This is a genomic window from Pseudohoeflea suaedae (assembly GCF_004354915.1).
GTDB lineage: Bacteria > Pseudomonadota > Alphaproteobacteria > Rhizobiales > Rhizobiaceae > Pseudohoeflea > Pseudohoeflea suaedae.
In genome coordinates, this window is record NZ_SMSI01000002.1 from 1 (window position 1) to 24,874 (window position 24,874).

Annotated in this window: 22 protein-coding genes; 16 read left to right on the forward strand and 6 right to left on the reverse strand. The window is 61.8% G+C overall.

Going from position 1 to position 24,874, the window contains the following annotated elements; translation table 11 throughout:
* Positions 1–303: 303 nt before the first annotated feature.
* The 3 genes from E2A64_RS09930 (at position 304) to E2A64_RS09940 (ending at position 7,291) form a co-directional block, all read left to right on the forward strand.
* Positions 304–3,636 (forward strand): autotransporter domain-containing protein, encoded by a 3,333-nt coding sequence (locus tag E2A64_RS09930; RefSeq protein WP_133284352.1) that lies wholly within the window; start codon positions 304–306, stop codon positions 3,634–3,636.
* A 281-nt stretch (positions 3,637–3,917) separates the two neighbouring features.
* Positions 3,918–6,647, forward strand: coding sequence for an autotransporter outer membrane beta-barrel domain-containing protein (locus E2A64_RS09935; protein WP_133284353.1), 2,730 nt, complete (start codon positions 3,918–3,920; stop codon positions 6,645–6,647).
* 146 nt (positions 6,648–6,793) lie between these two features.
* Positions 6,794–7,291, forward strand: coding sequence for an invasion associated locus B family protein (locus E2A64_RS09940; RefSeq protein ID WP_158285730.1), 498 nt, complete (start codon positions 6,794–6,796; stop codon positions 7,289–7,291).
* A gap of 99 nt (positions 7,292–7,390) precedes the next feature.
* Here E2A64_RS09940 and E2A64_RS09945 read toward each other — a convergent pair whose 3' ends face one another.
* Positions 7,391–8,419, reverse strand: coding sequence for a helix-turn-helix domain-containing protein (locus E2A64_RS09945; protein WP_133284355.1), 1,029 nt, complete (start codon positions 8,417–8,419; stop codon positions 7,391–7,393).
* Positions 8,420–8,598: 179 nt separating this feature from the next.
* Positions 8,599–9,618, reverse strand: coding sequence for a 1-aminocyclopropane-1-carboxylate deaminase (locus tag E2A64_RS09950; protein WP_133284356.1), 1,020 nt, complete (start codon positions 9,616–9,618; stop codon positions 8,599–8,601).
* Between the two features lie 142 nt (positions 9,619–9,760).
* Between E2A64_RS09950 and E2A64_RS09955 the strand changes: the two genes are divergently transcribed.
* From E2A64_RS09955 to E2A64_RS09965, 3 genes are all read left to right on the forward strand, one after another.
* Entirely contained in the window at positions 9,761–10,237 is a 477-nt protein-coding gene (locus E2A64_RS09955) for an Lrp/AsnC family transcriptional regulator (protein ID WP_133284357.1), read from the forward strand.
* 132 nt (positions 10,238–10,369) lie between these two features.
* Positions 10,370–10,975, forward strand: a complete 606-nt coding sequence (locus tag E2A64_RS09960) for a LysE family translocator (RefSeq protein ID WP_133284358.1) — start codon at positions 10,370–10,372, stop codon at positions 10,973–10,975.
* 52 nt (positions 10,976–11,027) lie between these two features.
* Positions 11,028–12,155, forward strand: coding sequence for an ATP-dependent DNA helicase (locus tag E2A64_RS09965; protein WP_133284359.1), 1,128 nt, complete (start codon positions 11,028–11,030; stop codon positions 12,153–12,155).
* Positions 12,156–12,193: 38 nt separating this feature from the next.
* On the opposite strand, the gene E2A64_RS09970 is transcribed toward E2A64_RS09965, so the two are convergent.
* Genes E2A64_RS09970 through E2A64_RS09980 form a run of 3 tightly spaced genes read right to left on the reverse strand, consistent with a single transcriptional unit; the run spans position 12,194 to position 14,938 of the window.
* Positions 12,194–13,444 carry a TRAP transporter large permease gene (locus tag E2A64_RS09970; protein ID WP_133284360.1) on the reverse strand — a complete coding sequence of 417 codons (1,251 nt, stop codon included), beginning with the start codon at positions 13,442–13,444 and terminating at the stop codon, positions 12,194–12,196.
* Positions 13,441–13,947 carry a TRAP transporter small permease gene (locus E2A64_RS09975; protein ID WP_133284361.1) on the reverse strand — a complete coding sequence of 169 codons (507 nt, stop codon included), beginning with the start codon at positions 13,945–13,947 and terminating at the stop codon, positions 13,441–13,443. The genes E2A64_RS09970 and E2A64_RS09975 overlap by 4 nt, the downstream gene beginning before the upstream one ends.
* 1 nt (position 13,948) lies before the next feature.
* Positions 13,949–14,938, reverse strand: a complete 990-nt coding sequence (locus E2A64_RS09980) for a TRAP transporter substrate-binding protein (RefSeq protein WP_133284362.1) — start codon at positions 14,936–14,938, stop codon at positions 13,949–13,951.
* Positions 14,939–15,264: 326 nt separating this feature from the next.
* Here E2A64_RS09980 and E2A64_RS09985 point away from each other — a divergent pair, with 326 nt between their 5' ends.
* The 3 genes from E2A64_RS09985 to E2A64_RS09995 all read left to right on the forward strand — a co-directional run bounded on the left by E2A64_RS09985 (position 15,265) and on the right by E2A64_RS09995 (position 17,002).
* Positions 15,265–15,492 carry a hypothetical protein gene (locus tag E2A64_RS09985; protein WP_133284363.1) on the forward strand — a complete coding sequence of 76 codons (228 nt, stop codon included), beginning with the start codon at positions 15,265–15,267 and terminating at the stop codon, positions 15,490–15,492.
* 73 nt (positions 15,493–15,565) lie between these two features.
* The gene (locus E2A64_RS09990; RefSeq protein WP_133284364.1) at positions 15,566–16,312 is read left to right on the forward strand and encodes a pyridoxine 5'-phosphate synthase; all 747 of its coding nucleotides are present in this window, start codon (positions 15,566–15,568) and stop codon (positions 16,310–16,312) included.
* Positions 16,313–16,420: 108 nt separating this feature from the next.
* A complete protein-coding gene (locus E2A64_RS09995) occupies positions 16,421–17,002 on the forward strand; it encodes a transglycosylase SLT domain-containing protein (RefSeq protein ID WP_133284365.1) in 582 nt (193 codons plus the stop codon).
* A gap of 87 nt (positions 17,003–17,089) precedes the next feature.
* Here the strand turns inward: E2A64_RS09995 and E2A64_RS10000 are convergent, their stop codons facing one another.
* Positions 17,090–17,974 (reverse strand): NmrA family NAD(P)-binding protein, encoded by an 885-nt coding sequence (locus E2A64_RS10000; RefSeq protein ID WP_133284366.1) that lies wholly within the window; start codon positions 17,972–17,974, stop codon positions 17,090–17,092.
* A 119-nt stretch (positions 17,975–18,093) separates the two neighbouring features.
* On the opposite strand from E2A64_RS10000, the gene E2A64_RS10005 reads away from it, so the two are divergent.
* From E2A64_RS10005 to E2A64_RS10035, 7 genes are all read left to right on the forward strand, one after another.
* Entirely contained in the window at positions 18,094–18,501 is a 408-nt protein-coding gene (locus E2A64_RS10005) for a winged helix-turn-helix transcriptional regulator (RefSeq protein WP_133284367.1), read from the forward strand.
* A gap of 159 nt (positions 18,502–18,660) precedes the next feature.
* Positions 18,661–19,164, forward strand: coding sequence for a hypothetical protein (locus E2A64_RS10010; protein WP_133284368.1), 504 nt, complete (start codon positions 18,661–18,663; stop codon positions 19,162–19,164).
* Between the two features lie 88 nt (positions 19,165–19,252).
* Positions 19,253–19,960: a TetR/AcrR family transcriptional regulator C-terminal domain-containing protein gene (locus E2A64_RS10015; RefSeq protein ID WP_158285764.1), complete on the forward strand. Its 708-nt coding sequence runs from the start codon at positions 19,253–19,255 to the stop codon at positions 19,958–19,960.
* 19 nt (positions 19,961–19,979) lie between these two features.
* Complete coding sequence (gene ilvC, locus E2A64_RS10020; RefSeq protein WP_133284369.1) at positions 19,980–20,999, forward strand: ketol-acid reductoisomerase; 1,020 nt, start codon at positions 19,980–19,982, stop codon at positions 20,997–20,999.
* 265 nt (positions 21,000–21,264) lie between these two features.
* Positions 21,265–22,806, forward strand: a complete 1,542-nt coding sequence (locus E2A64_RS10025) for an autotransporter outer membrane beta-barrel domain-containing protein (RefSeq protein WP_158285731.1) — start codon at positions 21,265–21,267, stop codon at positions 22,804–22,806.
* A 128-nt stretch (positions 22,807–22,934) separates the two neighbouring features.
* Positions 22,935–23,435 carry a heme-degrading domain-containing protein gene (locus E2A64_RS10030; RefSeq protein WP_133284371.1) on the forward strand — a complete coding sequence of 167 codons (501 nt, stop codon included), beginning with the start codon at positions 22,935–22,937 and terminating at the stop codon, positions 23,433–23,435.
* 179 nt (positions 23,436–23,614) lie between these two features.
* On the forward strand, positions 23,615–24,823 hold the full coding sequence (locus tag E2A64_RS10035) for an acyltransferase family protein (protein WP_133284372.1): 1,209 nt from the start codon (positions 23,615–23,617) through the stop codon (positions 24,821–24,823).
* The last annotated feature ends 51 nt before the right edge of the window (positions 24,824–24,874 follow it).

Genomic DNA, 24,874 nt, shown 5'->3' on the forward strand with positions numbered 1-24,874 from the left:
GCTCTCGGCCGGGCTGACCGCCCGGTTCTGATCCCAAAAACCGGCGGGCCGGCCAGTCGTGCCGGCCCGCCATGTTTCTCGACCGGCGGAATGGTCTCCGCCGTCTCGGGCCAGCGGCTTTGCGACGCGTGCATATTTTTCTCATGCCATGCAAATTGCGCTTGGGCCGCTATTGCGGGCGCCCGATTCATGATCAGGCTGCACGCAGGTTAAGCTGCGGATGACTCCGCGGTGCTTCGGGTGCTGGCTTGCGGGGGCAGGGCAGCGCTACTTGAATTCAGATAAGGGCGGGTTCTCACAGACATGCGGTCGATTTCAGCCAAATCCACATCCAGTTCATCCAGCAAGAAGCGTCGCGGTGCATCGAGGCGCGCAATCGCCGGCCGCAGCCTGCTCGGCGCGGCGCTTCTGGCCTCCACGGCCCTGATCGCCCTGCCTGCCGGGCAGGCCTTCGCCGACGATCTTGTCGTCGACGGCCAGGATCGGGAAGTCATCAAGGTGCCGGTGGATCTCGACGGCGGCGGCGTATTCGTCGGCTTGGATGACGGCGACGATGCCACGCTGACCATCGCAAACGGCGGAGAGCTTGAAAGTAGCGACAGCTATATTGGGAGCGATGCCGGGTCGAAAGGCACCGTGACCGTATCGCGTGGCGGTTCGTGGGTCGGCGAGGCCAGTATACTTGTCGGCTTTAACGGCGAAGGCGCGCTCAATGTGCTGGACGGCGGTTATGTGCGTGCCGATGAAGACGTATTACTGGGCCGTTTTTCTGGCGGCACCGGCACGGTTACCGTGTCCGGTAAAGGCTCGCGGCTGGTCGCGGGAGGTAATATTAACGTCGGCTTTTACGGCGAAGGCGCGCTGAATGTTCGGAATGGCGGGCAAGTGGATGCTTACACCGATATGCATATCGGTTATGAATCCGACGCCACCGGAACGGTGACGGTTTCTGGCAAAGGTTCGACGCTGACAATTGCGGACGACCTGTATGTCGGCAGCTATGGCGAAGGTAAGCTGTATGTCCTGAATGGTGGCTATGTCCTTGCCAAGGATAATGTCGAGCTAGGCTCCACGGAAGGCAGCACCGGCACGGTGACCGTGTCCGGCAAGAATTCCCGGTTGTTCGCAACAGACGGAGTTCAGGTCGGCAGGACGGGAGACGGCACGCTGAACGTGCTGGATCGCGGCGATGTGTATGTGCAATCCGACGTTTTCATCGGCTATTATGAAGATGCCGTCGGCACAGTGACGGTCTCGGGCAAAGGCTCGACGCTGACATCACGCTTCGACATATATGCCGGCTACAAGGGCACCGGCTACTTGAATGTGCTGAATGGCGGTCACGTGGATTCTCAGTTCGGCGTTTTCATCGGCTATTACGAAGGTTCCACTGGCACCGTGACTGTTTCGGGCGCGGGCTCGAAACTGACGATGCAAAACGAATTATTTGTCGGCCGTGAAGGCAACGGAACGCTGAATATTTCGGACGGCGGTTATGCCCGTGCGAATAAAAACCTTTATGTAGCTTACGGCGCCGACAGTACCGGCACCTTGACGGTGTCGGGCAGGGACTCGCGGCTGGTCGCAGAAGATCTCGTGTTCGTCGGCGGTTTTGGCGATGGAACCCTGAATGTCTCGAACGGTGGTCACGTTAATGCTCCGTCCGGCGTTTATGTCGCCCCCCGCGATGGTTCTACCGGCGCCGTGACGGTGTCGGGGGCCGGATCGAAGCTGACGACATCCCGTGTCTCGCTCGGCTACGATGAGGGCAGCGAAGCCACGCTGACCATTTCCCGGGGAGGCGTTGTCGAAGCAGACTCCATTATTGCCGGGTTCGAGGCCGGTTCGGCGGGCACGATCAATATCGGGGCGGCATCCGGCGAGGAGGCGCAGGCGGCGGGTTTCTTGCAGGGGGCCAATGGTGTCAATATCATCTTCTCCGGAGGTGGCGGTAAGTTCGTGTTCAACCACACCAATGAGGATTACGAATTCGATGGAAGCCCGAACGGGGCTGATGGGGCGACGTTTGCCCTCATCCATGAGGCCGGCGATACGCACCTGACCGGCACCTGGGACAATGTTGCCGGCGAGATCAGCGGCGGCGTGCTGTCCGTCGATTTCCTGTTGTTGGGAACGATGGACGTTCTCGCTGGCGGCGCGCTGGCGGGCAGCGGCATCATCGAGGGTGAGGTCGAATTCGAGGAGGGGGGCTTCTTCCAGGTCGATATCGGCTCCACCGACGTTCTCGACGTGGTGGACGGCACCGTCACCATCGATTCCGGCGCCGATGTCAGGCTCGTGGCCAAGGGTCCGCTCGCCTTCGAACTCGACACCGCCACCACGATCCTGACCGGCGAGCTCGTCGGCGAATTCGGCTCCGTCGTGGAAGACCTGCTCTTCCTCGACGGCACGCTCAGCTTCAACGGCGACAGTGTCGAACTGACCGTGAACCGCAACGATGCGGCCTTCTCCGACTTCACCCTGACGCCCACCCAGGCGGCCATCGCCGATGCGGTGGAAAGTCTCGGCCAAGGCAATGGCGTCTTCGACGCTTTCCTCGTCTTGACCGAAAAGGACGATGTGGTCGATGCGGTCATCGCGGTCTCCGGCGAGGCTCATGCCTCCACCCAGGCCTCGGTGATCCAGAGCGCCGGGCTGACCCGCGACCTTGTCAATGCGCGCATCCGCTCGGCCTTCGCGCTCGGTGATGCGGAGGGCGATTACGCACCGCTCGCCTATGGCGAGGAAGCCAAGGCCCCGGCCGCCTTCGATCAGGTCGCCGGTTCGGCACCCGCCGGACGTGGCTACGGCTATTGGGGTCAGGCCTATGGCTCCTACGGCAAGACCAATGGCAGCGGCGAGAGCCACACCACCGAACGCTCCACCGGCGGCCTGCTGACCGGCATCGAGACCGGCTACGGCACCGACTGGCTCGCCGGGATCTTCTTCGGCTACAGCCATACCGAGACCGATGTGGACGATCTCAAGTCGCAGACCGGCATGGACAGCTTTACCACCGGCGCCTATGCCGGCCGCCGCTACGGCGCGGTTCGCGTTCATTACGGTGCCGCCGCCAGCATCCACGACATCGACAGCGAGCGGAATGTCGTCTTCTCCGGTTTCGACGAGACGGTGACCACGGACTACCGTGCCGGAACGCTGCAGGCCTTCGGCGAGGTCGGCTATGCGCTTGCCGATCATGACGGTTTTGCGCTCGAGCCCTTCGCCGGTGCGGCGCTGGTCTACCAGTATACCGACGGCTTTACCGAAGAGGGCGGCGATTCCGCCCTGACGGGCTCCTCGGCCTCCACCACGCTCGGGGTGACCACGCTCGGCATCCGCAGCGCCGTCGATCTGGGCCGGCTGTCCGGCGGCACGCCGGTCTCCTTCAACAGTTCGATTGCCTGGAACCACACATTTGGCGACATCACGCCGACCACCGACATGGTCATTGCGGCGAAAAGCCTGCCCTTCACCATCGCCGGCAATGTGGGTGCGCGCGATGTCGGCCTCGTCGGCCTGGGTCTCAACTTCGCCGTCACGCCTGCGATGGACGTCGCCATCGACTATACCGGCGCATTCGGCCGCGACCAGCAGGACCATGCGCTCTCGGCCGGGCTGACCGCGCGGTTCTGATCCCAAAAAACCGGCGGGTCGGCCAGTCGCGCCGGCCCGCCTAGTTTTTCGGCCGGCGGAACGGTCTTAGCCGCCTCGGGCTTGCGGTCCGGCGGCCTTGCGAGGCGTGCATTCTTTTCGCACAGAATGCAAACTGCGCCTTGCCCCCTAGCGCGCGCGCGCGATCCATGCTTAAGGTGAAACTAAATTAGATTGCGGATGATTCCGCAATGCGCCGGGTGCTGGCTTGCGGGGGCAAGACAGCACTCCTCGAATTCAGATAAGGGCGGGTTCTCACAGACATGCGGTCGATTTCAGCCAAATCCACATCCACTTTCTCCGGTAACAAGCGTCGCGGTGCATCCAAACGCGCAATCGCCGGCCGCAGCCTGCTCGGCGCGGCACTCCTGGCCTCCACCGCCCTGATCGCCCTGCCTGCCGGTCCGGCCTTCGCCGAAGACCTGATCGTCGACGGCCAGGACCGGGAAGTCATCAATAAGCCGGTGGATCTCGATGGCGGCGGCGTATTTGTCGGCGTGGATGATGGCGACGATGCCACGCTGACCATCGCAGACGGCGGAGAGCTTGAAAGTGGCAACGGCTACATCAGCAACAATGACGGCTCGAAAGGCACTGTGACCGTATCGCGGGGCGGTTCGTGGGTCGACGAGGCCAGTATACTTGTCGGCTATTACGGCGAAGGCGCGCTCAATGTTCTGAACGGCGGTTATGTCCGTGCCGATGGTGACGTTAATGTGGGCACCAATCTTGGCAGCACCGGCACGGTTACCGTGTCCGGCAAGGGCTCGCGGCTTGTCGCGGGAGATGATATTGTTGTCGGCAATTTGGGCGAAGGCACGCTGAATGTCTCCAACGGCGGCTTTGTTCAATCATATGACGAATTTATCATAGGTTACGACAGCGTGCCCGGCACGGTTACCGTGTCCGGCAAGGATTCCCGGCTGGTCGCGGGAGGTGACATCACCGTCGGCAATTTGGGCGAAGGCACGCTGAATGTGCTGGACGGCGGCTATGTGCAGGCAACAGGATCCGTTGAGGTCGGCCGCTTAAACGACGGTGTTGGTACGATCACGGTGTCGGGCCGCGACTCCAAGCTGAAGGCGACGAACGATGTCTATATCGGCTACTACGGCGCCGAAGGCACGCTGACCGTGTCCAACAGTGGCGTGGTCGAGGCTGGTGGCGCCTTTGTTGTTGCGAGCTACTCGTTGACGCAGGGTACGCTGAACATCGGCGCTGCGTCCGGCGAGGAGGCGCAGGCTGCGGGTTTCTTGCAAGGGGCCGATGGGGCCCAGGCACTTATCAATTTCGGCGATGGTGACGGTACCATCGTCTTCAACCACACCGATGAGGATTACGACTTCGACGCCATTGTGTCGGGCGAAGGCCTGCTCAAGCACGAGGCCGGCAATACCAACCTGACCGGCGACTGGTCGGGATTCGGCGGAACGGGCGAGATCAGCGGCGGGGTTCTCTCCGTCGATACCGAGTTTCTCGGAACGATGAACGTTCTCGACGGCGGCGCGCTGGCCGGCAGCGGCATCATCGAGGGTGAGGTCGAATTCGAGGAGGGGGGCTTCTTCCAGGTCGATATCGGCTCCACCGACGTTCTCGAGGTGGCCGGCACCGTCACCATCGATTCCGGCGCCGATGTCAGGCTCGTGGCCAAGGGGCCGCTCGCCTTCGAACTCGACACCGCCACCACGATCCTGACCGGCGAGCTCGCCGGCGAGTTCGGCTCCGTCGTCGAAGACCTGCTGTTCCTCGACGGCACGCTCAGCTTCAACGACGACAGTGTCGAACTGACCGTGAACCGCAACGACGCGGCCTTCTCCGATTTCACCCGGACGCAGACCCAGGCCGACATCGCCGATGCAATCGACAGCCTCGGCGCGGGCAATGGCGTCTTCGACAGTTTCCTCACCCTGAGCAGCGAGGACGATGTGATCGATGCGGTCATCGCAGTCTCCGGCGAGGTTCATGCCTCGACCCAGGCTTCGGTGATCCAGAGCGCCGGGCTGACCCGCGACATGGTCACGTGGCGCCTGCGCTCGTCGCTGGCGAGCGACCACACGGCCGGTTCGGGTGAAGGCACGCATGCGGGCCTTGCCTATGGCGAGGAAGCCAAGACCCCGGCCGCCTTCGATCAGGTCGCCGGGCAGGCGAAAACCGGACGCGGCTACGGCTATTGGGGCCAGGCCTATGGCGCCTACGGCAAGACCAATGGCAGCGGCGAGAGCCACACGACCGAACGTTCCACCGGCGGCCTGCTGACCGGCATCGAGACCGGCTATGGCACCGACTGGCTCGCCGGGATCTTCCTCGGCTACAGCCATACCGAGACCGATGTGGACGATCTCAAGTCGCAGACCGGCATGGACAGTTTTACCGCCGGCGCCTATGCCGGCCGTCGTTACGGCGCTTTCCGCGTTCAGTACGGTGCCGCCGCCGGGATCCACGACATCGACAGCGAGCGGAATGTCGTCTTCTCCGGTTTCGACGAGACGGTGACCACCGATTACCGTGCCGCAACGGTCCAGGCCTTCGGCGAGGTCGGCTATACGCTGAGTGGCCGGAACGGCTTCACGGTCGAGCCCTTCGCCGGCGCGGCGCTGGTCTACCAGCATACCGACGGCTTTACCGAAGAGGGGGGCGATTCCGCCCTGACGGGCTCCTCGGCCTCCACCACGCTCGCGGTGACCACGCTCGGCATCCGCAACGGTTTCGATCTGGGCCGGCTGTCCGGCGGCACGCCGGTGTCCTTCACCAGTTCGATTGCCTGGAACCACACATTCGGCGACATCACGCCGACCACCGACATGGTCATTGCGGCGGAAAGCCTGCCCTTCACCATCGCCGGCAATGTCGGCGCGCGCGATGTCGGCCTCGTCGGTCTGGGTCTCAACTTCGCCGTCACGCCTGAGATGGATATCGCCGTCGACTATACCGGCGCATTCGGCCGCGACCAGCAGGACCATGCGCTGTCGGCCGAGCTGAACGCCCGGTTCTAAGCCGAAAACAATCGGGGCCGGCCCATGGGCCGGCCTTTCGCGTTTGAGGCTCAAGGGCTAATCTAGCGAACACGAAATCGAGAATGAGAGACAGGTTGACTATGTCCAGACTGATAGCCGCTGCAATTGTTGCAATCACATCGGCCTTGCCGACGACGCTGCGGGCGGAGGATAGCAACGGTGCCAGCGCCATTACCGAGGTGCATGGCGACTGGACGGTTTCGTGCCGCCAGGCGAAGGGCAGGGCGAAAGACGCAACCGATTCCGCCGCCAAGACCCTGTGCACGATGAGCCAGCAGCAGGTTACCGACAAACGTCAGCATGTCATCAGCATGGAGCTGCGATTGCTGGATGGGCAGCTTCGCGGTGCCCTGGTCATGCCGTTCGGCCTGGCGCTCGCCGCGGGAACCAGTCTGCAGATCGACAAGGCCGAAAGCATGGGGCCGCTGCCGTTCTCGACATGCCTTCCCGCCGGCTGCATCGTGCCGGTCGTCGTCACCTCGGCGCAGCTGGCCGCATTGCGCAGCGGGCAGCAGCTTTCGGTGAACGCGACGGCGCTGTCGAAACAGCCTGTGTTGCTGTCGATTTCGCTGAAGGGTTTTGCGGCTACCTATGACCGTCTCACCGCGCTGGCCGCGGAATAGGACGGCGCAACAGCCAGATGCCGCAGGATTTCCCCGGTCATCCGGGGACATCGCATTTTGCGATCATGATTGTGCGGGGATGCGAGGCGGGCCGGAGCGCTAGCGCGAAATCCACTCCGCGAAGGTCTGCAAGTCTCCGTCATCTGATCTGTAGCCACTGCGGTGGGCTTCGCCGGCTTCGCTCGGGCGGAAACCGTACTGCTCCTTGAACTGGCGATAGAATGACGGGACGTTGGTGAAGCCGAAGCGGTAGGCCACCGTGCTGATATGCTCGCTCCCCTCAAGCGTGACCAATGCCTTGTAGCAGGCGGCCAGGCGCCTCGTCTTGATGTATTTCGCCACGCCGCCATACTGTTCGAAGAGATAATACAGCCGGCGCCGGGAAATACGCAGTTCGGCGCAGATCCGCTCGGGTGACAGATCGGGGGACTGCAGATTGGCGTTGATGAACCGGCGCGCCATTTCAAGCTGCGTTCCGCCGATTGCCGAATCCGCGGCTTCAAGCGATCCGGCATCCTGCCGCACGACCGCCTTCAGAAGCGCTGAAAAGGCATCGTTGAGGCTCTTGCCGTCGACCGCGGTCAGCTTGTCGATCTGATTGTCCACGGACACGATGAAGGTGCTCAGGATGGATGCCATCGGGCCGTCGAAAAGCTGAAAGGACGCCCGATCCAGATCTTGGGCGATATCCCAGAAATCGTCGCGGGCGAAGAAGATGTTGGTGTATTCGGTTTCGACCATCTTTCCGGTATAGGCCTGGGCCGATGAGAGCAGCGCCAGCGATCCGGGCCTGGCCGTCACGGTCTTGTCCCCGGCGGCCAGATCGACCTGACCCTTGCGGATGACGCTGAAGACCCAGTGATCCATGCCGGATGTGCGCAGATGCCCGTTGGTGCGCGAAAACTGGGCCGGGGCCTGCTTGTAGCGGTTGAACTGGATATCGCCCAGATCGAGGACCTCGACCGTTCCGTCGAAACTCGATTTGTCTTCCGCAAGGGCGTCGGATTCGATCAGGTCCGCATGGAATTCGCGCCAGAGGTCCAATTGCTGGCGTCGGTCAACGGCTCTGGTGGAGAAAATCATTCTCGGGATGGGAGCAAGCGTCTCATCGGGATGCTGGGCAGTCAAATTCCTGATCCTTCATCAGATTTGATATCTCAAAACACCGATTCGAATTCACTCCATATTAATCAACATTACATTGTGTGCTAATAGATTTTGCATGCGGAAAATAGCAGGCACGCGGCGCTGCGACGGATCGAGCCTCGCGGGGCGCGCCCCGCCGTTGCCGGCGGGACGCGTTCACCTCAACCCTCGCGGTAGTAATAGCTGTAGCCGTTGAGCGCCGGGGCGCCGCCGAGATGGGCGTAGAGAACTTTCGAGCCTTCGGGGAAGAAGCCCTTCTTCGTCAGGTCGATCATGCCCTGCATGGATTTGCCCTCATAGACCGGGTCGGTCATCATTGCCTCGGTACGGGCGGCGAGGCGGATGGCCTCGTTCGTTTCCTCCGAGGGGACGCCGTAGGCAGGGTAGGCGTAATCCGGATTGATGACGATCTCGTCGTCGCGCACGGTGCGGCCGAGGCCCACCAGCCTTGCGGAGTTGTCGACGATCTCGCGCACCTGGGCGCGGGTCTGGTCGACGGTGCCCGAGGCATCGATGCCGATGACGCGGTCGGCGCGGTCCTGGGCGGCGAAGCCGACGATCATGCCCGCCTGGGTGGAGCCGGTGACGACGCAGACGACGATATAGTCGAACTTGAAGCCGAGTTCCTTCTCCTGTTCGGCCACTTCCTCGGCAAAGCCGATATAGCCGAGCGCGCCGTATTTGTGCACCGAGGCGCCGGCCGGGATCGGGTAAGGCTTGCCGCCCGCATCCTTCACCGACTGGATGGCGTCCTCCCAGCTCTTGCGGATGCCGATGTCGAAGCCGTCCTCGACAAGACGGGAATCCGCGCCCATCAGGCGGGTCATCAGGATATTGCCGACGCGGTCGTACACCGCATCGTAATGGGGCACCCATTTTTCCTGGATCACCACGCATTTCATGCCGATCTTGGCGGCGGTCGCGGCCACCATGCGGGTGTGGTTGGACTGCACGCCGCCGATCGAGACCAGCGTGTCGGCACCCGAGGCAATCGCGTCGGGCACGATATATTCGAGCTTGCGCAGCTTGTTGCCGCCCATTGCGAGACCCGAATTGCAGTCGTCGCGCTTGGCGTAGATTTCGACCTTGCCGCCGAGCGCCTCGGTCAGCCGCGGCAGATGCTCGATCGGCGTCGGACCGAAGGTGAGGGGATAGCGTTCGAATTTTTCCAAGAGGGACATCGGCTGTTCTCCATTGAGGTGGTTTGCGCGGATGTTAGCCAAATCCCCGTGAAAGGTGCTCTCGAAATGAGGGGCTTGAATTCGCAAAGAGGAACTGAGAAGGCTAGTTGCAACGTTTTTCAGTGCAGAGAGGCTCAGGAATATGGAAGAATCTTCCGGCTTGGAGCTGGACCGGATCGATATGAGGCTGCTGCGCACGCTGCAGACCGACGGACGGCTGACGAATGCGGAGCTTGCGTCCCGTGTCGGCGTCAGCCCGGCGACCTGTCACCGGCGCACCCAGCGGCTCTTCGAGGAGGGGCACGTCACCGGCGTGCGGGCGGCCATCGCGCCGTCGTCGGTGGGGCTCGGCGCGCTGGTCATGGTCGGGGTCGTGCTCGATCGCTCGACGCCCGAGAGTTTCGCAGCCTTCGAGGCGGCGATCCTGCCGATGAAGGAGGTTCTCGACTGCAATCTGGTGGCCGGCGATTTCGACTATCTCCTGAAGATCCGGGTGCGCGACATGACCGATTTCAACACGCTCCATGGCCAGAAGTTGATCGCCCTTCCGGGCGTGCGCCAGACGCGGACCTTCTTCGTGATGAAGGAGGTGAAGGAGAACGGGCCGCTGGATTTTTGAGGTCCGCGGCAAACGGCGCGCCCGGTTTGTGACCCGCCGATCATCAAAACTCATGGATCGATGAGCAATTTTGTCTGGCCGCAGAGCCGGCGAAGGGACATAAGCAGCGTTTGACCAGCCGGATCGTCCGCCATGCCCATAGAGACATTTCTCTCGCTGCTTCTCTTCTGCTTCGTCGCCGCCGCTTCGCCCGGACCGAACAATACGATGCTGTTCGCGTCGGGGGTGAATTTCGGCTTCTCGCGGACGCTGCCGCATATGGCGGGGATCACGATCGGGTTCACGCTGATGGTGGCCTGCGTGGGGCTGGGGATGGGAGCGGTGCTCGAGCGTTATCCGGTTCTCCTGATCGTGCTGAAGGTGGTGGGCGGGCTCTACATGATCTGGATCGCCTGGAAGATCGGCACCGCGCGCAAGGTGCCCGAAGCCGATATCGATGCGGGAAATGCCGCCCGGCCGTTCACCTTCCTGCAGGCGGCAAGCTTCCAGTGGGTTAATCCCAAGGCATGGGTGATGATCCTCGGCGCCATAGCCGCCTTCTCGCAAAGGGATCACTATGCGCTGTCCGTCGCGCTCATTACGACCGGGTTCTTTCTCGTCAGTTTCCTGTCGACGAGCGCCTGGGCAGCCTTCGGCTCCGCATTGCGCGGGTGGCTCTCCGATCCCGTCCGGCTCAAATGGTTCAACATTTCAATGGCCGTGATCCTGGTTCTCAGCCTCTGGCCGATGCTGCGATAGAGCGGGCGCAACGCTCTGGCGGGGGCGGGGCGAATCCGCTAGAGCCGAAGACATGCAGTTCTCCCCCCAACAGGACGCCGCGCTGAAGGCGGTTTCGAAGTGGCTCAAGGAAGGCCGCTCACCGGTGTTCCGGCTGTTCGGCTATGCCGGGACCGGCAAGACCACGCTGGCGCGCCATTTCGCCGAGCATGTCGACGGCGAGGTGTTGTTCGCGGCCTTTACCGGCAAGGCTGCGCAGGTGCTGCGTTCGCGCGGGGCGAAGAACGCCAAGACGATCCATTCGCTAATCTATCGTCCGCGCGGCGAAGAGGAAGTGTCCGACGAGGAAACCGGCAAGACTACCGTCTCGCCGATGTTTTCGATCAACCGGCAGAGCCCGCTTGCGAAAGCGGCATTGATCGTCATCGACGAGTGCTCGATGGTGGACGAGGCGCTCGGCCGCGACCTGATGAGCTTCGGCACGCCGATCCTCGTTCTGGGGGATCCGGCGCAGCTGCCTCCGATCTCGGGGGGCGGCTATTTCACCGAGCACGAGCCGGATATTCTTCTCACCGAAATCCACCGCCAGGCGCGCGACAACCCGATCATCGATCTCGCCATGCAGGTGAGAGAGGGCCGGGAGATCATGCATGGCGACTACGGGGCCGCGCAGGTGATCGGCAAGGGCGACGTCAACCAGGAACTGGTGCTTGCGGCCGACCAGGTGCTTGTCGGGACCAACCGGACGCGGCGGCGCTACAATCAGCGTCTGCGTGAACTCAAGGGGTTTACGCAAGCCTATCCGCAGGCCGGCGACAAGCTGGTATGTCTGAGGAACGACCCTTCAAAGGGACTTCTCAACGGTTCGCTCTGGCAGGTGATGACCTCGTCGAGGGAAACGGTGAAGCCCGGCATCAACCTGCTCGTGCGTCCGGAAGACGATGACATGGACCGCGGGGCTGCCAAGATCAAGCTGTTGAAGGCTGCCTTCGAGGAGCCGGATACGGAAATTCCCTGGTCGACCAAGAAGCGCTACGACGATTTCGATTACGGCTATGCGCTCACCGTCCACAAGGCGCAGGGTTCGCAGTGGAACAACGTGGTCCTGTTCGACGAGAGCTGGGCTTTCCGCGATACCCGCGAACGCTGGCTCTACACGGCCATCACGCGTGCCGCCGAACAGCTGACGGTGGTGAGATAAGACAAGCCCGGGCTCCGACGGAACCCGGGATTTTCGTGTCAGCCCAGCATCAGCGGGGCATAGGCGATCAGCAGATAGACCACGATCAGCACCGCCAGATAGGGCAGGACCGCGCGGGCAATGCGCTCGATCGGGATGTTGGCCGTACTGGACGCCACGAAGAGGTTGATCGCCATGGGCGGGGTAACCATGCCGATGGCAAGCCCCACCACGATGATGATGCCGAAATGCACGGTGTCTATGCCCAGCTGCGCGGCCAGCGGCAGAAGCATGGGCGTGAGAATGATCAGCGCGCTCGCGGTTTCCAGAAACACGCCGGTGATCAGGATGATCAGCATGATCAGGAACATCAGCACATAGACGTTGTCTGACAGCGACAACGCGAAGGCGGCAATGGCGTTTGGTACCTGCCAGCTCGAGAGCGCCCAGCTGAGAATGGACGAGGCGGCGATCACGAAGAGGATCACGGCCGTGGTCACGCCGGCGCGCAGGACGATCTGGTAGAAGCTGGTCAGCGTCAGGTCGCGATAGATGAAGAACGAGACGAGGATCGCGTAGTTCACGGCGATCACCGCTGCTTCGCTCGGCGTGAAGTAGCCCGAGAAGATGCCGCCGAGAATGATGAGCGGCGCCATCAGTCCCCAGCTTGCTGAAAGAAGGGTGCGCAGGATAGCCCGCAGCGAAAGTTCGGTGCCGCGCGGATAAGCGCGCCTGTGGCCTTGCACGAGCGCAATGGCCATCAGTCCCAGACCCATCGCAATGCCGGGAATGAAGCCGCTGAGGAAGAGGTCCTTGACCGATTCCTGCGCAATCACGGCGTAGATGATGATGGGCACGGAGGGCGGAATGACGACGCCGATGGTGCCGGACGCTGCAATCAGGGCGGCCGCCGAAGCGGGATCGTAACCCTTGCGCTTGAGTTCGGGCACCAGGCTTGCGCCGACGGCCGCGGTCGTTGCCGCACCGGAGCCGGAAATGGCGGCAAAGAACATGCCTGCGAGCACCGAGACGACGGACAGTCCGCCCTTGACGAAGCCGAAGAGGCTGTCGGCGAAGGCGACGAGGCGCTTGGAGATTTCTCCATGGGCCATGATGTCGCCGGCGAGAATGAACATCGGTACGGCAACGAGCGCGAAACTGTTGATGCCGGAAAACATCTGCTGGGGAACGACCATCAGCGGCACGCCGCCAAGCTGGAGCGCGCCCATGGTCGAGGCGCCGATCACGAAGGCGATCGGCAATCCCATCAGCATGAAGACGACGAAGAGGAGGGCGAGAACCAGGCTCATTCCAGACCCTCCGGAGCTGCGGTGCGGTCATCATGACCCGCCAGCAGGCGCACCAGATCGACGACCGAGAGGAAGGTCATGATGGCAGCACTTGCGGGCATCACCAGATAGACCCAGAACATCGATATCCGCAGGGACGGCGATTTCTGGAAGCTCTGGATGCCGGAATATTTCCAGCCGATCATGGCGAGCGTCACCAGAAAGGCGATGGCGACGAGAATACCCGCGCCGGTGATGATCCGGCGCAGGTTGAGGGGCATCAGGTCACGCACGAAAGTGACCGCGATATGCCGTGCCTGCTGAAACGCCAGAGCGGCGCCGAGAAAGGTGATCCAGATCAGAAGGAAACGCGCCACTTCCTCGGTCCATGCGAACGAGGTGAAGAAAACGCGTGACACGATCTGCAAGGTGATCACCGCTGCAAGTGCAATCGTCCCGGCAAAGACCACCGGGCGCAGCACCACTGCGACCATGCGGTCAATCCACTCGAGCGTCCTGAGCATGTTACTTCAGCGCTTCCTGGATGCGCGGCAGGTACTCGCCGAATTTGGCGCCATACTTCTCGTAGACCGGAGCAACGGCTTCGGAGAAGGCTGCGAGATCCGCATCTTCAACGATTTCCATGCCCTGGTCGCGAAGTGCCTGGAGCTGCTCGCCTTCCGAGTTGGCGCTCAGTTCACGCTCGAAGTTGGCCGCGTCCTTGGCCGCCTGGAGCACGATTTCCTGGGCTTCCGCGGAAAGCTTCTGCCAGGCCGGCATGCCCATGACGATGATGGCCGGCGCATAGGTGTGGCGCGTCAGCGTCATGGTCTTCTGCGTCTCGGAGAGCTTGAAGGAATAGATGACGTTGATCGGGTTTTCCTGACCGTCGATCGTGCCCTGCTGCATGGCGGTCAGCGCTTCGTTCCACGCCATCGGAATGGCATCGGCGCCGAGCGCGCGGAAGCTGTCCACATAGACCGGATTTTCCATCACGCGGATGCGCAGGCCGTCCACGTCCGCAGGCGCTTTGACCGGATGTTTGGAGTTGGTCAGGTTACGGAAGCCGCGTTCCGCATAGGTCAGGCCCTTGAGGTTGACGTTCTCCAGCTTGCCCAGGATTTCCTGGCCGATCTCGCCGTCGAGAATTTCCACAGCCTTTTCCCTCGAGGGAAACAGGAAGGGCAGTTCGAAGACGGCGATTTCCTCGACGAAGTTCGACACCGGGCCGTTGGTGATGATGCCCATGTCGACAGTGCCGATCTGCATGCCTTCAAGCAGGGTCCGTTCGTCGCCAAGGGTCGCGTTCGGGAAGATCTCGACCTTGATCTTGCCGTCGGAGCGTTCTGCGACAAGGTCACGGAATTTTTCGGCGGCGTCCTGATAGACATCCTGCTCGTTGACCACGTGGGCAAAGCGCAGCGTGGTTTCCTCGACCTCGGCATTGGCCGGTGCGGCAAAGCCAAGAGCGGTCATGCCGGCCAGAAGCAGGGCAGATCTGCGATTGAATTTCATAAGTCCTCCGTTGGGTAGTCGATGCAGGCGATCCTGCATTTCCTCGATGGAACCGAGAGCATCCAGTTTCCCGCTCTCCGGTTTTCATTGTCGGCGACCGGCCTGATTGGCGGTGGTCAGCCTGTCATGGAGCCTTCCCTGAAAGGATATTGGGCATGGGTCAAGGCATTTTGCTCGAAGAACCGGCGGTTTCCCGGAATGGTCGCGGGAAATTGCGTTCGCAACCAGGCCGGCCGATCGAAGATAAGCAACTTCTTTATTACGTCTATACCGCCGATTAACCGCTCCCGGTTTATGACGGGGGCAGTGTAACGGATGATGCAGCAATGGATATCGACGCGTTTCTCACGGCAGTGTTCGGCTCGAGCAAGCTCGAGGATCTTGCGCTGCCCATTTCCATAGGGCTCATCGTGCTGATGGTGCTGGGCTTCTGGTTGTTTTCGATCTGCGGCAAGCGGCGGACCCGCGATGCCATCGAAACCTATCATGCCTCGCTCAAGGATCACTCGACGAAGCTGCGGCGGGGCATGAAGACGCCGTCCGGCCGGCGCTGAATATTCCCGGCCCGGTGTTCCGGGTTGCCGGGAACTTCGCTATATAGCGGGCAACACCAACCGGATGCCTGCCATGCCCGCCCAACTTTCCGTCAATCTGAATGCCGTTGCCATGCTCCGCAATCGCCGGGACTTGCCGTGGCCGAGCGTGACGGGCCTGGGACGCATCGCGCTCGAAGCCGGCGCCCACGGTCTGACGGTCCACCCGCGCCCCGATCAGCGGCACATCCGCTTCTCCGATCTTCCGGCCATTCGCGCTTTGATCGATGACGAGTTTCCCGGCGCTGAATTCAATATCGAGGGCTATCCGACCGAGGACTTCCTGGCGCTGGTGGAGGCCAATGAGCCCGAGCAGGTGACGCTGGTGCCGGACGATCCGGCGCAGGCGACGTCGGATCATGGGTGGGATTTCGCGGGCAATGCCGATCTTCTGAAAAAGGTGATCGCCCGGCTGAAGAAGGGCGGGGCGCGCGTCTCGCTGTTCTGCGATCCCGATGCGGATCTTGCAGCGCTTGAGGCCGCGAAAGCGACGGGGGCCGACCGTATCGAATATTACACGGGACCCTATGGCGGCACTTACGACGATCCGGCGGCGGCGCAACGCGAGCTCGCCAGGCTGGAAGCCTCGGGCCGGATCGCCCACGACCTCGGTCTCGGCGTGAATGCAGGGCACGACCTGACGGTCGACAACATGCCCGCGCTCGCCAAGGCCCTGCCGCAACTCAGGGAGGTCTCCATCGGCCATGGGCTGACGGCGGACGCGCTCGAACATGGCATGGCCGAGACTGTTCGCCGCTTCATCCGCGCCTGCGGAAACTGAGTTCTGGACCGCTCGTTACGGGTTTTGCGCGATCGGTATGGTTAACAGCGGCATTTAACTAAAATTAAAGCGTTTTGCGCATGATGCGGGTCGAACCAGAGGTTTGTCATGCGTCCCCTAGTCATCATTCTGCCGCTTCTCCTGCTGGCGAGTTGTGCCACGCCGCCGAGCAAGATCAACAATATCTGCGCCGTCTTCGACCAGCGCGACGGGTTCCTCAACAACTGGTACCGGTCCTCGCTGAAGGCCGAGCGCAAATATGGGGTGCCGCGGCACGTGCTGCTTGCGACCATCCGCATGGAATCCGGCTTCGACGGCAAGGCCCGTCCGCCGCGCAAGAAGACGTTCTTCGGGCTTCTTCCGGGCAAGCATATCTCGACGGCCTACGGCTATTCGCAGGCGCTCGACGGCACCTGGGAACGCTACAGGATGGCAACCGGCAACTGGGGCGCGCGGCGTTCGAACTTCGATGACGCGATCGATTTCGTCGGCTGGCACCACAAGCTCAGCCATGACGTCAACGGCATTGCGCTCGACGACACGTACAATCTCTATCTCAACTACTATCTCGGCCATGCCGGTTACCGGCAGGGGCGTCACAACAACGATTCAAGCCTGCGGAACTACGCCCTCAAGGCGGAGAAGATGGCGGGGGACTATCAGCGCCAGATGGCGGCCTGCGGGCGTTAGAGCCGAAAGGTTCGTATCAACGGAAAGACCTCCGGCGCGCATCCTGGTGCCGGAGGTCTTTTCCGTTTTGGTGCGCCGCCTTCCAGATCAGCCGGCGAGAGCGGCGGCATTGGCCTCGAAGAAGTCCTCGATGCGAGCCGGTTGCCGACCCGTCAACCTGGCGAAGTCTTCGGTAACGTCGCCGAGATCGCCGTTGCGCGTGGCCTTATCGGCCGACACGACGAGCTCGATGAGAAAACCGGGCAGGCCGGCCTGGGCGAGAGCCGCGGAAAAGTCCCCGTCCGTCAGGATATCGACGGCAACCGGCTTGCCGGTCGCGTTGGAAGCGAGCTCGGCGGCTTCTGCCGTGGAGATCGGTCGCGAGCCGGTGAGGGTGTAGACGGCGTTGCCGGACTGTTCGCCGGCGAGACTCGCGGCGATCGCGCGGGCGACATCCTCGCGCGCGATGTAGGAGATGCCGCCGGTATCGGCTGACGTATGCCAGGTGCCTGTGGCGATTGCCTGTGGCAGGGACATGAACAGGTTCTCCATGTACCAGCCGTTGCGGAAGAACGTGGTTGCCGCGCCGGTCTTGGCGATGGCGCGCTCACTGTCGCGATGTTCCCAGGCAAAGCTGATCGCGCTGGTTTCCGGCTTCGGGATCGACGTATAGGCGATGCGCCCGACACCTGCCTTGCCGGCGGCCCGGGCGGCGGCGGAATGCTGGGCAACGCGCTTGCCCGGGGTGTCGAGCGTATCGGTGGAAATGATCAGGAGCCGGTCGATCCCCGCAAAGGCTTCGGCCAGTCCGTCTTCGTCGTCGAAATCGACCGGGCGGGTTTTTATGCCCTTGTCGGCCAGTTCCCGCAGTTTCGCGGTATCGCGGCTGCCGGCGACGAGGTCTGAAGGGCTGACCTTCTCGGTTTCGAGAAGATGTTTGATGACGAGGCCGCCGAGATGGCCGGATGCGCCGGTGACGAGGATCTTGCTCATACTGTCTGTCCTGTTGGAATTCCATAAGTCTCAAAAAGAGACCATATTTAAAATAGAGATTGAAGTAAGGGAGTAAAGGAGGCATCTTTTCGGTAGCAAGGCACAGAAAGGGTACCGACATGGACCAGATCTCATCGCCCACCTCGGCGCGATTGCGCGCCATGCAGGCCGAAGGGCTGGACCTCGACAATTGTCCCGTGCGTACGGTGATATCGCGCCTCGGCTCGAAATGGGCGCCGCTGCTTCTCCAGCTTCTCTCCGAGCGGCCGCACAGGTTCAGCGAGTTGCGCCGCCTGGTGCCGGACATTTCCCAGCGGATGATCACCCAGACACTGCGTGATCTCGAGCGCGACGGCTATGTCCACCGGTCTGTGCTGCCGACCAAGCCGCCGAGCGTGACCTACAGCCTGACCGGCCTGGGCATCTCGATGTTCGAGAGCTACCGGTTCGTCTTCGAATGGGCGGAGGCCAACCACCGGGCCGTCCGTTCCGCACGCGCAGCCTTCGATGCCCGCGAAGGGGGATAGTCGCTCTCGGCCGTCTCGATCTGACGGCGTGGTGCATCCCCTGAAATCCTCGCGGTGCGGTATTCCATTTTCGGACATGTTCGTGTTCATAATTGCCCAACGAAGTGGAATCAGCCGGCCGGACGGGGCAGCAGGCGGCGGCTTAATACTCAGGATGTCATGCGTAACAAGGTAGCGTTCCTCACCGCCGCGGCCGGCCTCACGATAGTTCTTGCCTCGATTTCCGGATGTGTCGGCAGCGATGGTGCCGCCGCCCTCAAGGGGGTACGGGCCGACCCCGATCCGGGCGCCGTCACACCGCCCGAGATGGTCTTGCGCAAGGATTCGGTGGAAGCGCTCAAACATGACCGCCGGGCGAGCGGGCTGCCCTATGTCGGTGTCTGGGCGGCGGAGGAGGCGGGCTGCCGCAAGATGGATCAGACCACGTTCGACGGATATGCCGTGATAACACCGAGCTCGATCCGGCAGTCGACCGATAGCTGCAGCTATGAGCAGGCCAGCGGGCAGGGCGGTACGTTCTCCCTGGCGGCATCCTGCGAGGCGGATGGTGCGACAAGCCAGCGCATGATCAACATCACCATGGTCAACCAGAAGTCGCTTCTGATCCAGAACCGCGCCGACGAGCCCGGCACGACCATGATCCGTTGCCATCTGCAGGAATAAGACCGATCTCCACCGTTTCCGGGTCATAACGCGCAGCAGCTTTCACAACTGCTTGACGCCGTACCGTACGGTACGGTACATGGCGGGCATGATCAGCGAAGCCCTTCAGGACGAGACGGAAAACGGGTTCACCGAGCGCCAGCGCGAGGTGCTCGATGTCGTGCTCGGCCTGATGGTGGCCGAAGGCGACGGGTTTTCAGTGGCGCGGATCGCGCGCGCTGCCAGCTGTTCGAAGGAAACGCTCTACAAGTGGTTCGGCGACCGCGACGGCATTCTCACGGCGACCGTTCAATGGCAGGCCAGCCGGGTCCGGGCAGGGGAATATGATCGCCAGCGCCTCGACGCCGCGCAATTGCGCAAGAGCCTCGAGGGTTTTGCCGCCAACTGGCTGTCGGTGATCTCCTCGCAAACGTCGATCGCGCTCAATCGTGTGGCCGTCAGTCACGCGGCGACTGCCAAGAGCCGGCTCGGTCAGATCGTGCTCGCCAATGGCCGGTTTGCGATCGGCGAGCGGCTGAAGCCCATTCTGGAGGCGGGCCGCAATGCCGGCCTCCTGGAGTTCGTAGACAGCGAGGAGGCGTTCCGCGCCTTCTTCGGTCTCGTCGGGCGCGATGTGCAGATCCGGCTTCTCCTGGGCGACGATTTCTCGCTCGATCAGGCCACGATCGCGGCGGACGCCAAGCGGGCCGCCAACCAGTTTCTCGCCCTGTACGGCTACCGGCAGGGCGGAGTTAAGAATTCCGGCGGGGCGGGCGACGCTCCGGCCGCCGGGGAACCGAAGATTTCCGTAATCTAGTCAAGGGAAGGAAACCAACATGCGTGTCTATTACGATGCCGATGCCGATCTCAATCTGATCAAGTCCAAGAAGGTGGCCATCATCGGCTACGGTTCGCAGGGCCGCGCCCATGCGCTCAATCTGAAGGACTCCGGCGCCAAGGACGTGGCCGTCGCGCTCCGGGCCGGTTCGTCGACCGCCAAGAAGGCCGAAGCCGACGGCTTCAAGGTGATGACCGTTGCCGAGGCCGCCGCCTGGGCCGACCTGATGATGATGGCGACGCCTGACGAGCTGCAGGCCGCCATCTACAAGAACGAGATCGCCGACAATATCCGTGACGGCGCCGCCATCGCATTCGCTCACGGCCTCAACGTCCATTTCGGCCTGATCGAGCCGAAGAAGACCGTCGACGTCGTCATGATCGCGCCGAAGGGTCCGGGCCACACCGTGCGCGGCGAATACCAGAAGGGCGGCGGCGTGCCGTGCCTGATCGCCGTCCACCAGGACGCATCGGGCAACGCCCATGATCTCGCACTCTCCTATGCCTGCGGCGTCGGCGGCGGCCGTTCGGGTGTCATCGAAACCAACTTCCGCGAAGAATGCGAAACCGACCTGTTCGGCGAGCAGGTCGTCCTCTGCGGCGGTCTGGTGGAACTCATCCGCGCCGGTTTCGAAACCCTGGTCGAAGGCGGTTATGCGCCGGAAATGGCCTATTTCGAGTGCCTGCACGAAGTGAAGCTGATTGTCGACCTGATCTATGAAGGCGGCATCGCCAACATGAACTACTCGATCTCCAATACCGCCGAGTGGGGCGAGTACGTGACCGGTCCGCGCATCATCACCGACGAGACCAAGGCGGAAATGAAGCGCGTTCTCAAGGACATCCAGTCCGGCCGCTTCACCACCGAATGGATGCAGGAATGGCATTCGGGCGCCGCCCGCTTCAAGGCGACCCGCCGCCTGAACGACGAGCATCCGATCGAACAGGTCGGCGAAAAGCTGCGTGGCATGATGCCGTGGATCAAGTCGAACGCACTGGTCGACAAGGCCAAGAACTGATTAGCTAATCAGCTTTAATTAATAAAACTGAAAGGCCGCGGTCCAGTCCGCGGCCTTTTTGGTTTCAGACTTGCGTGAAGGTTGGGGAAGGTTTGCATTTTTTCTTTGTTTAGTAATTCATTGTAAAAACAATGTATAGATTGTTTGTATAGTTTGCAGAAATCATTTGTATTCTTGCGGAAGTGAGAAGATTTTTCGTAAAAATCTGCCATTAATTCGTTTGGCTTGGGATGGGGCTTCGGCGATGTGCAGGGGTTTGCATTGGATGGCATTCGGGGCTGCGGTCCTGGCGGTTTCGCCTGCGGAAGCTCAATCGATCGATACCGTTCCCGCCTGGGATGGCTCTCAGTTCATCAGTACTTGGGGCGAACCGGACACCGCCACCTACGGCCAGCTGATCACAAGCACCGGTCCGAACCTCCTCAGCGAGTTCACTTTCTTCCTGCAGCAGACATTCGGAACGGCACCTGATTATCGTGCCTATGTCTACGAGTGGGATTCCGTGAACAACCGTATCGTTGGACCGGAGCTTTTTCGCTCGGCAAATCTGACCGCGCCATCGGATCCGACTTTCACGGCAGTGACTATCGATGTCGGAGGAGTGCTTCTTTCACCGGGGAAGGAATATGTGATTTTCTTCAGCACCACGGAAGGCGCCAACGCGGCCAACGGCGCCTATCGTTACGGATCTGTCGCCGATGCAACCTATACCGGAGGCTATTTCGTCTTCGCCAACAACGGCGACGATTTTTCCGCATTGTCATCCAGCGATTGGAATTCGCTCACTCAGGATCTCGCTTTCTCGGCGATCATGACACCGCTCGCCACCGGCGAGATCTATCCGGACGGCCTCGTCATGGCAGGCGACGTGTCGCGATCCTTCCTGTCGTTCATGCTTGGCGGCAAGGCGCATTACGTGATTGCGCAGGGGGCGGACGAACCGCTGCAATCACGTCTATCCTTCTTCGGAGGGGTGTTCGGGCTCGACACATCGGTCGACGGCGACGGGATCGGTTCCGCATGGGAGGCAAGTGCCGCCGGCCTGTCCGCGGGCGTCGAATTGCGGGATATTCAGCTTGGCGGTCTCGTGGGCGTCGCGGGTCTCGGTGTCGGCTATAGCGGGCTGAAAGGATCAATGGAGACCTTCAGCGGCAGCGAGCGAGGTGAAGTCGATTCCTTCCATCTCGGCCTCTATGCCCGCTTCGGTGCGGATGTCTTCACGCCCGGTTTCGGCGTCGATGCCGGCGCGGCCTACGCATTCCAGCACTTCGACACGAGCCGCTCAATTCTGCCGGGCGACACCGCTACGGCAAGCTATGACGGTGGCACTTTCGCGGCACAGGCGAATTTGCGCTACGGCTATCTCGTCCAGCCCGGTTCAGGCCCCGCATGGGTGATCGCTCCGACCGCCGGGGTCGATTTCATATCCACCTCGACCGACGGTTTCACGGAAACCGGCTCCGCCGCTATGAATTTCAGCTCCGACGGCACCGATCTCGATCGCTCGATCCTGTCGCTGGGTGTCAGTCTCGCGGCCGCAGACGCTTCGTTCGGTGCCGTCAAGCCGGAAGTCCACCTGTTCTACGAGCATGTGTGGGGTGATGCTGCCTCCTCGGCGACGCTGGGGACCGGCGCGGCCACCCTGACCGTGCTGGGCCCGGCGGAATCACGCGACCGGCTCCGCTTCGGCGGCAGTCTGTCGGCGGCGTTGTCGGAAAATGCGTCGCTGGCGTTCGATGCGGATGCTCTGCTTTCCAGTGATCGGACGCAAATCGGCGGAAGCGCCAGACTTTCGATCCGCTACTGATCGCACGGGCTTCCATAACGACGGACGAATGCGCGGGCTTGCTGATTGCCAGTCCGCGGCTCAGCGGTTTTTTCTTTGCGTGCCGGCAGCTTTGCGGGATATCTAGCCGATAATCGCAGGAAACCGCCATGATAATCAGCGACGACATAGAGGCCCTCAAGCGGCAGGAAGACGTGCTGCGCTTCGATGCATTTTCCGAAGAAGACGCCTGGCAACTCGGAGCGCTGATGCGTGAACGTGCCCTGGCGAAGAAACTGCCTCTTGTCATCGATATCCGCGTCGCAGGGCGTCCGCTGTTTTATACCGCGCTGCCCGGCACCACGCCCGACAATCCTGACTGGGTGCGGCGCAAGATCAATGTGGTGATGCGCTATCACATGTCGTCCTACCGCATGGGCAGGGAGCTTGCCGCGAGTGGCGCGACGCTCGATGAAGGGCGCGGGGTGGCGTCGATCGACATGGCTCCGCATGGCGGATGTTTCCCGATCCATGTCAGAGGTACGGGTATCGTCGGCACGGTGACCGTATCGGGCATTCCGCAGCGCGAGGACCATGGTTTCGTGGTGGCGTGCCTGGCCGAATATCTGGGAGTTGACGGCGAAGCCATTGCGCTGCCGAGCGAGGCCTAGGCGCTCGTCAGGCTCTTTCCGGCTGCCTTTATGTATAAGCGAAGATCCGGAAGTTACCGGCGACAATGTCTCCTGCTGGTTTCAGCTTATCTTAAATACGGTGGGATTATAATTCTATAAATATCCATGCTTCATAATTCGTCGATTAGAACAAGGGGCAAACCGAGGGGATGTAGGCAATGGCGCAGGGCGACCGCGAACATCACTGGGATTTTGCACGGGCAACCTACCTTCTGCTTGGTATCCCGTTCCATGCGGCGGTTGTCTATTCGACCCATCATGACTGGTCGGTAGCGTCGCCGGAACGCAGCCCGACGCTGACATTCGTCGCGGATATGATCCACACCTTCCGCATGCCGGGCTTCTTTCTGATCGCCGGATACTTCTCGATGATGATGCTGGCACGCAAGGGACCGGGGCCGTGGTTTGCGACCCGTCTCACGCGGCTTGGCGTGCCCCTGATTTCCGCGACGCTTCTGATCCTGCCGTTCCAGATTCTCGTGCAGAGCTGGGCGAAAACGGTGGGGCAAGGGGGCGGCTATCCGAATTTCTACGGCGCGGCTCTCTCCAGCTTGAGCCATTTCGACGAGCCGTGGATCTCGCATCTGTGGTTTCTCTACTCGCTGATCGCGTTCTCCGCCGGACTGGCTATCGTTGTCGCACTGCTGAAGCTCGACCGGTTCGAGCGCTGGGTGAGGGCGATCACCGTGCTTGCCCTGCGCCGCTGGTGGGTTGCATTTGCAGTGATCGCCCTGGCGGTCACGATCTGGGCCTACATGCTTCCCACGGTCTATGCCTTAGGCGGTTCGCGCACCGGTGCGCTGCTCGGCTACATCCAGTACTTTCCGTTTTATCTTGTCGGGGTGGGGGCGTTCGTGAATGCTCAATTGCGCGAAAGCCATGCGAAGGGCGACGGTCTTTCGCTTGCAATCGGCTTTGCGCTGGCGGTTCTGTCCATGAACCTGTCGCAGAAACCAAGCGTTCATGCCTTTGCGATGATGGCGGGACTTGTCGCCGCCTGGTTTATCACCGGTTACATACAGGCCTTTGCGCAGAAGCATTTCGATCATCCGCGCGGGGTGGTCCGGAAGGTGGCCGACGCGTCGTTCTCGATCTACCTGTTTCACCATCCGATCATTTTGGTGCTGGCAGCCATATTCGCCGGCCTCAACCTGCCGCCGATCCTCGAGTTCCTCATCATGGTTCCGGTAACGGGGATGCTGTCCTACGGCATTCACGTCATCATCGTTTCGAACCGTTTGACCGCTTTTCTCTTCAATGGCGTCTGGCCGAAGCACAAGCAGGGGGAGGCGAGGAACCTCGCGCCTCTGGCGGATCACATCGCCGAGCCGGACGTCCAGCAGGACGTCAGTCACAAACCGGTCTGAATTTCCTTCGCGCCAAGCGAAAACGGCCCGCGCGATGCGGGCCGTTTCCAT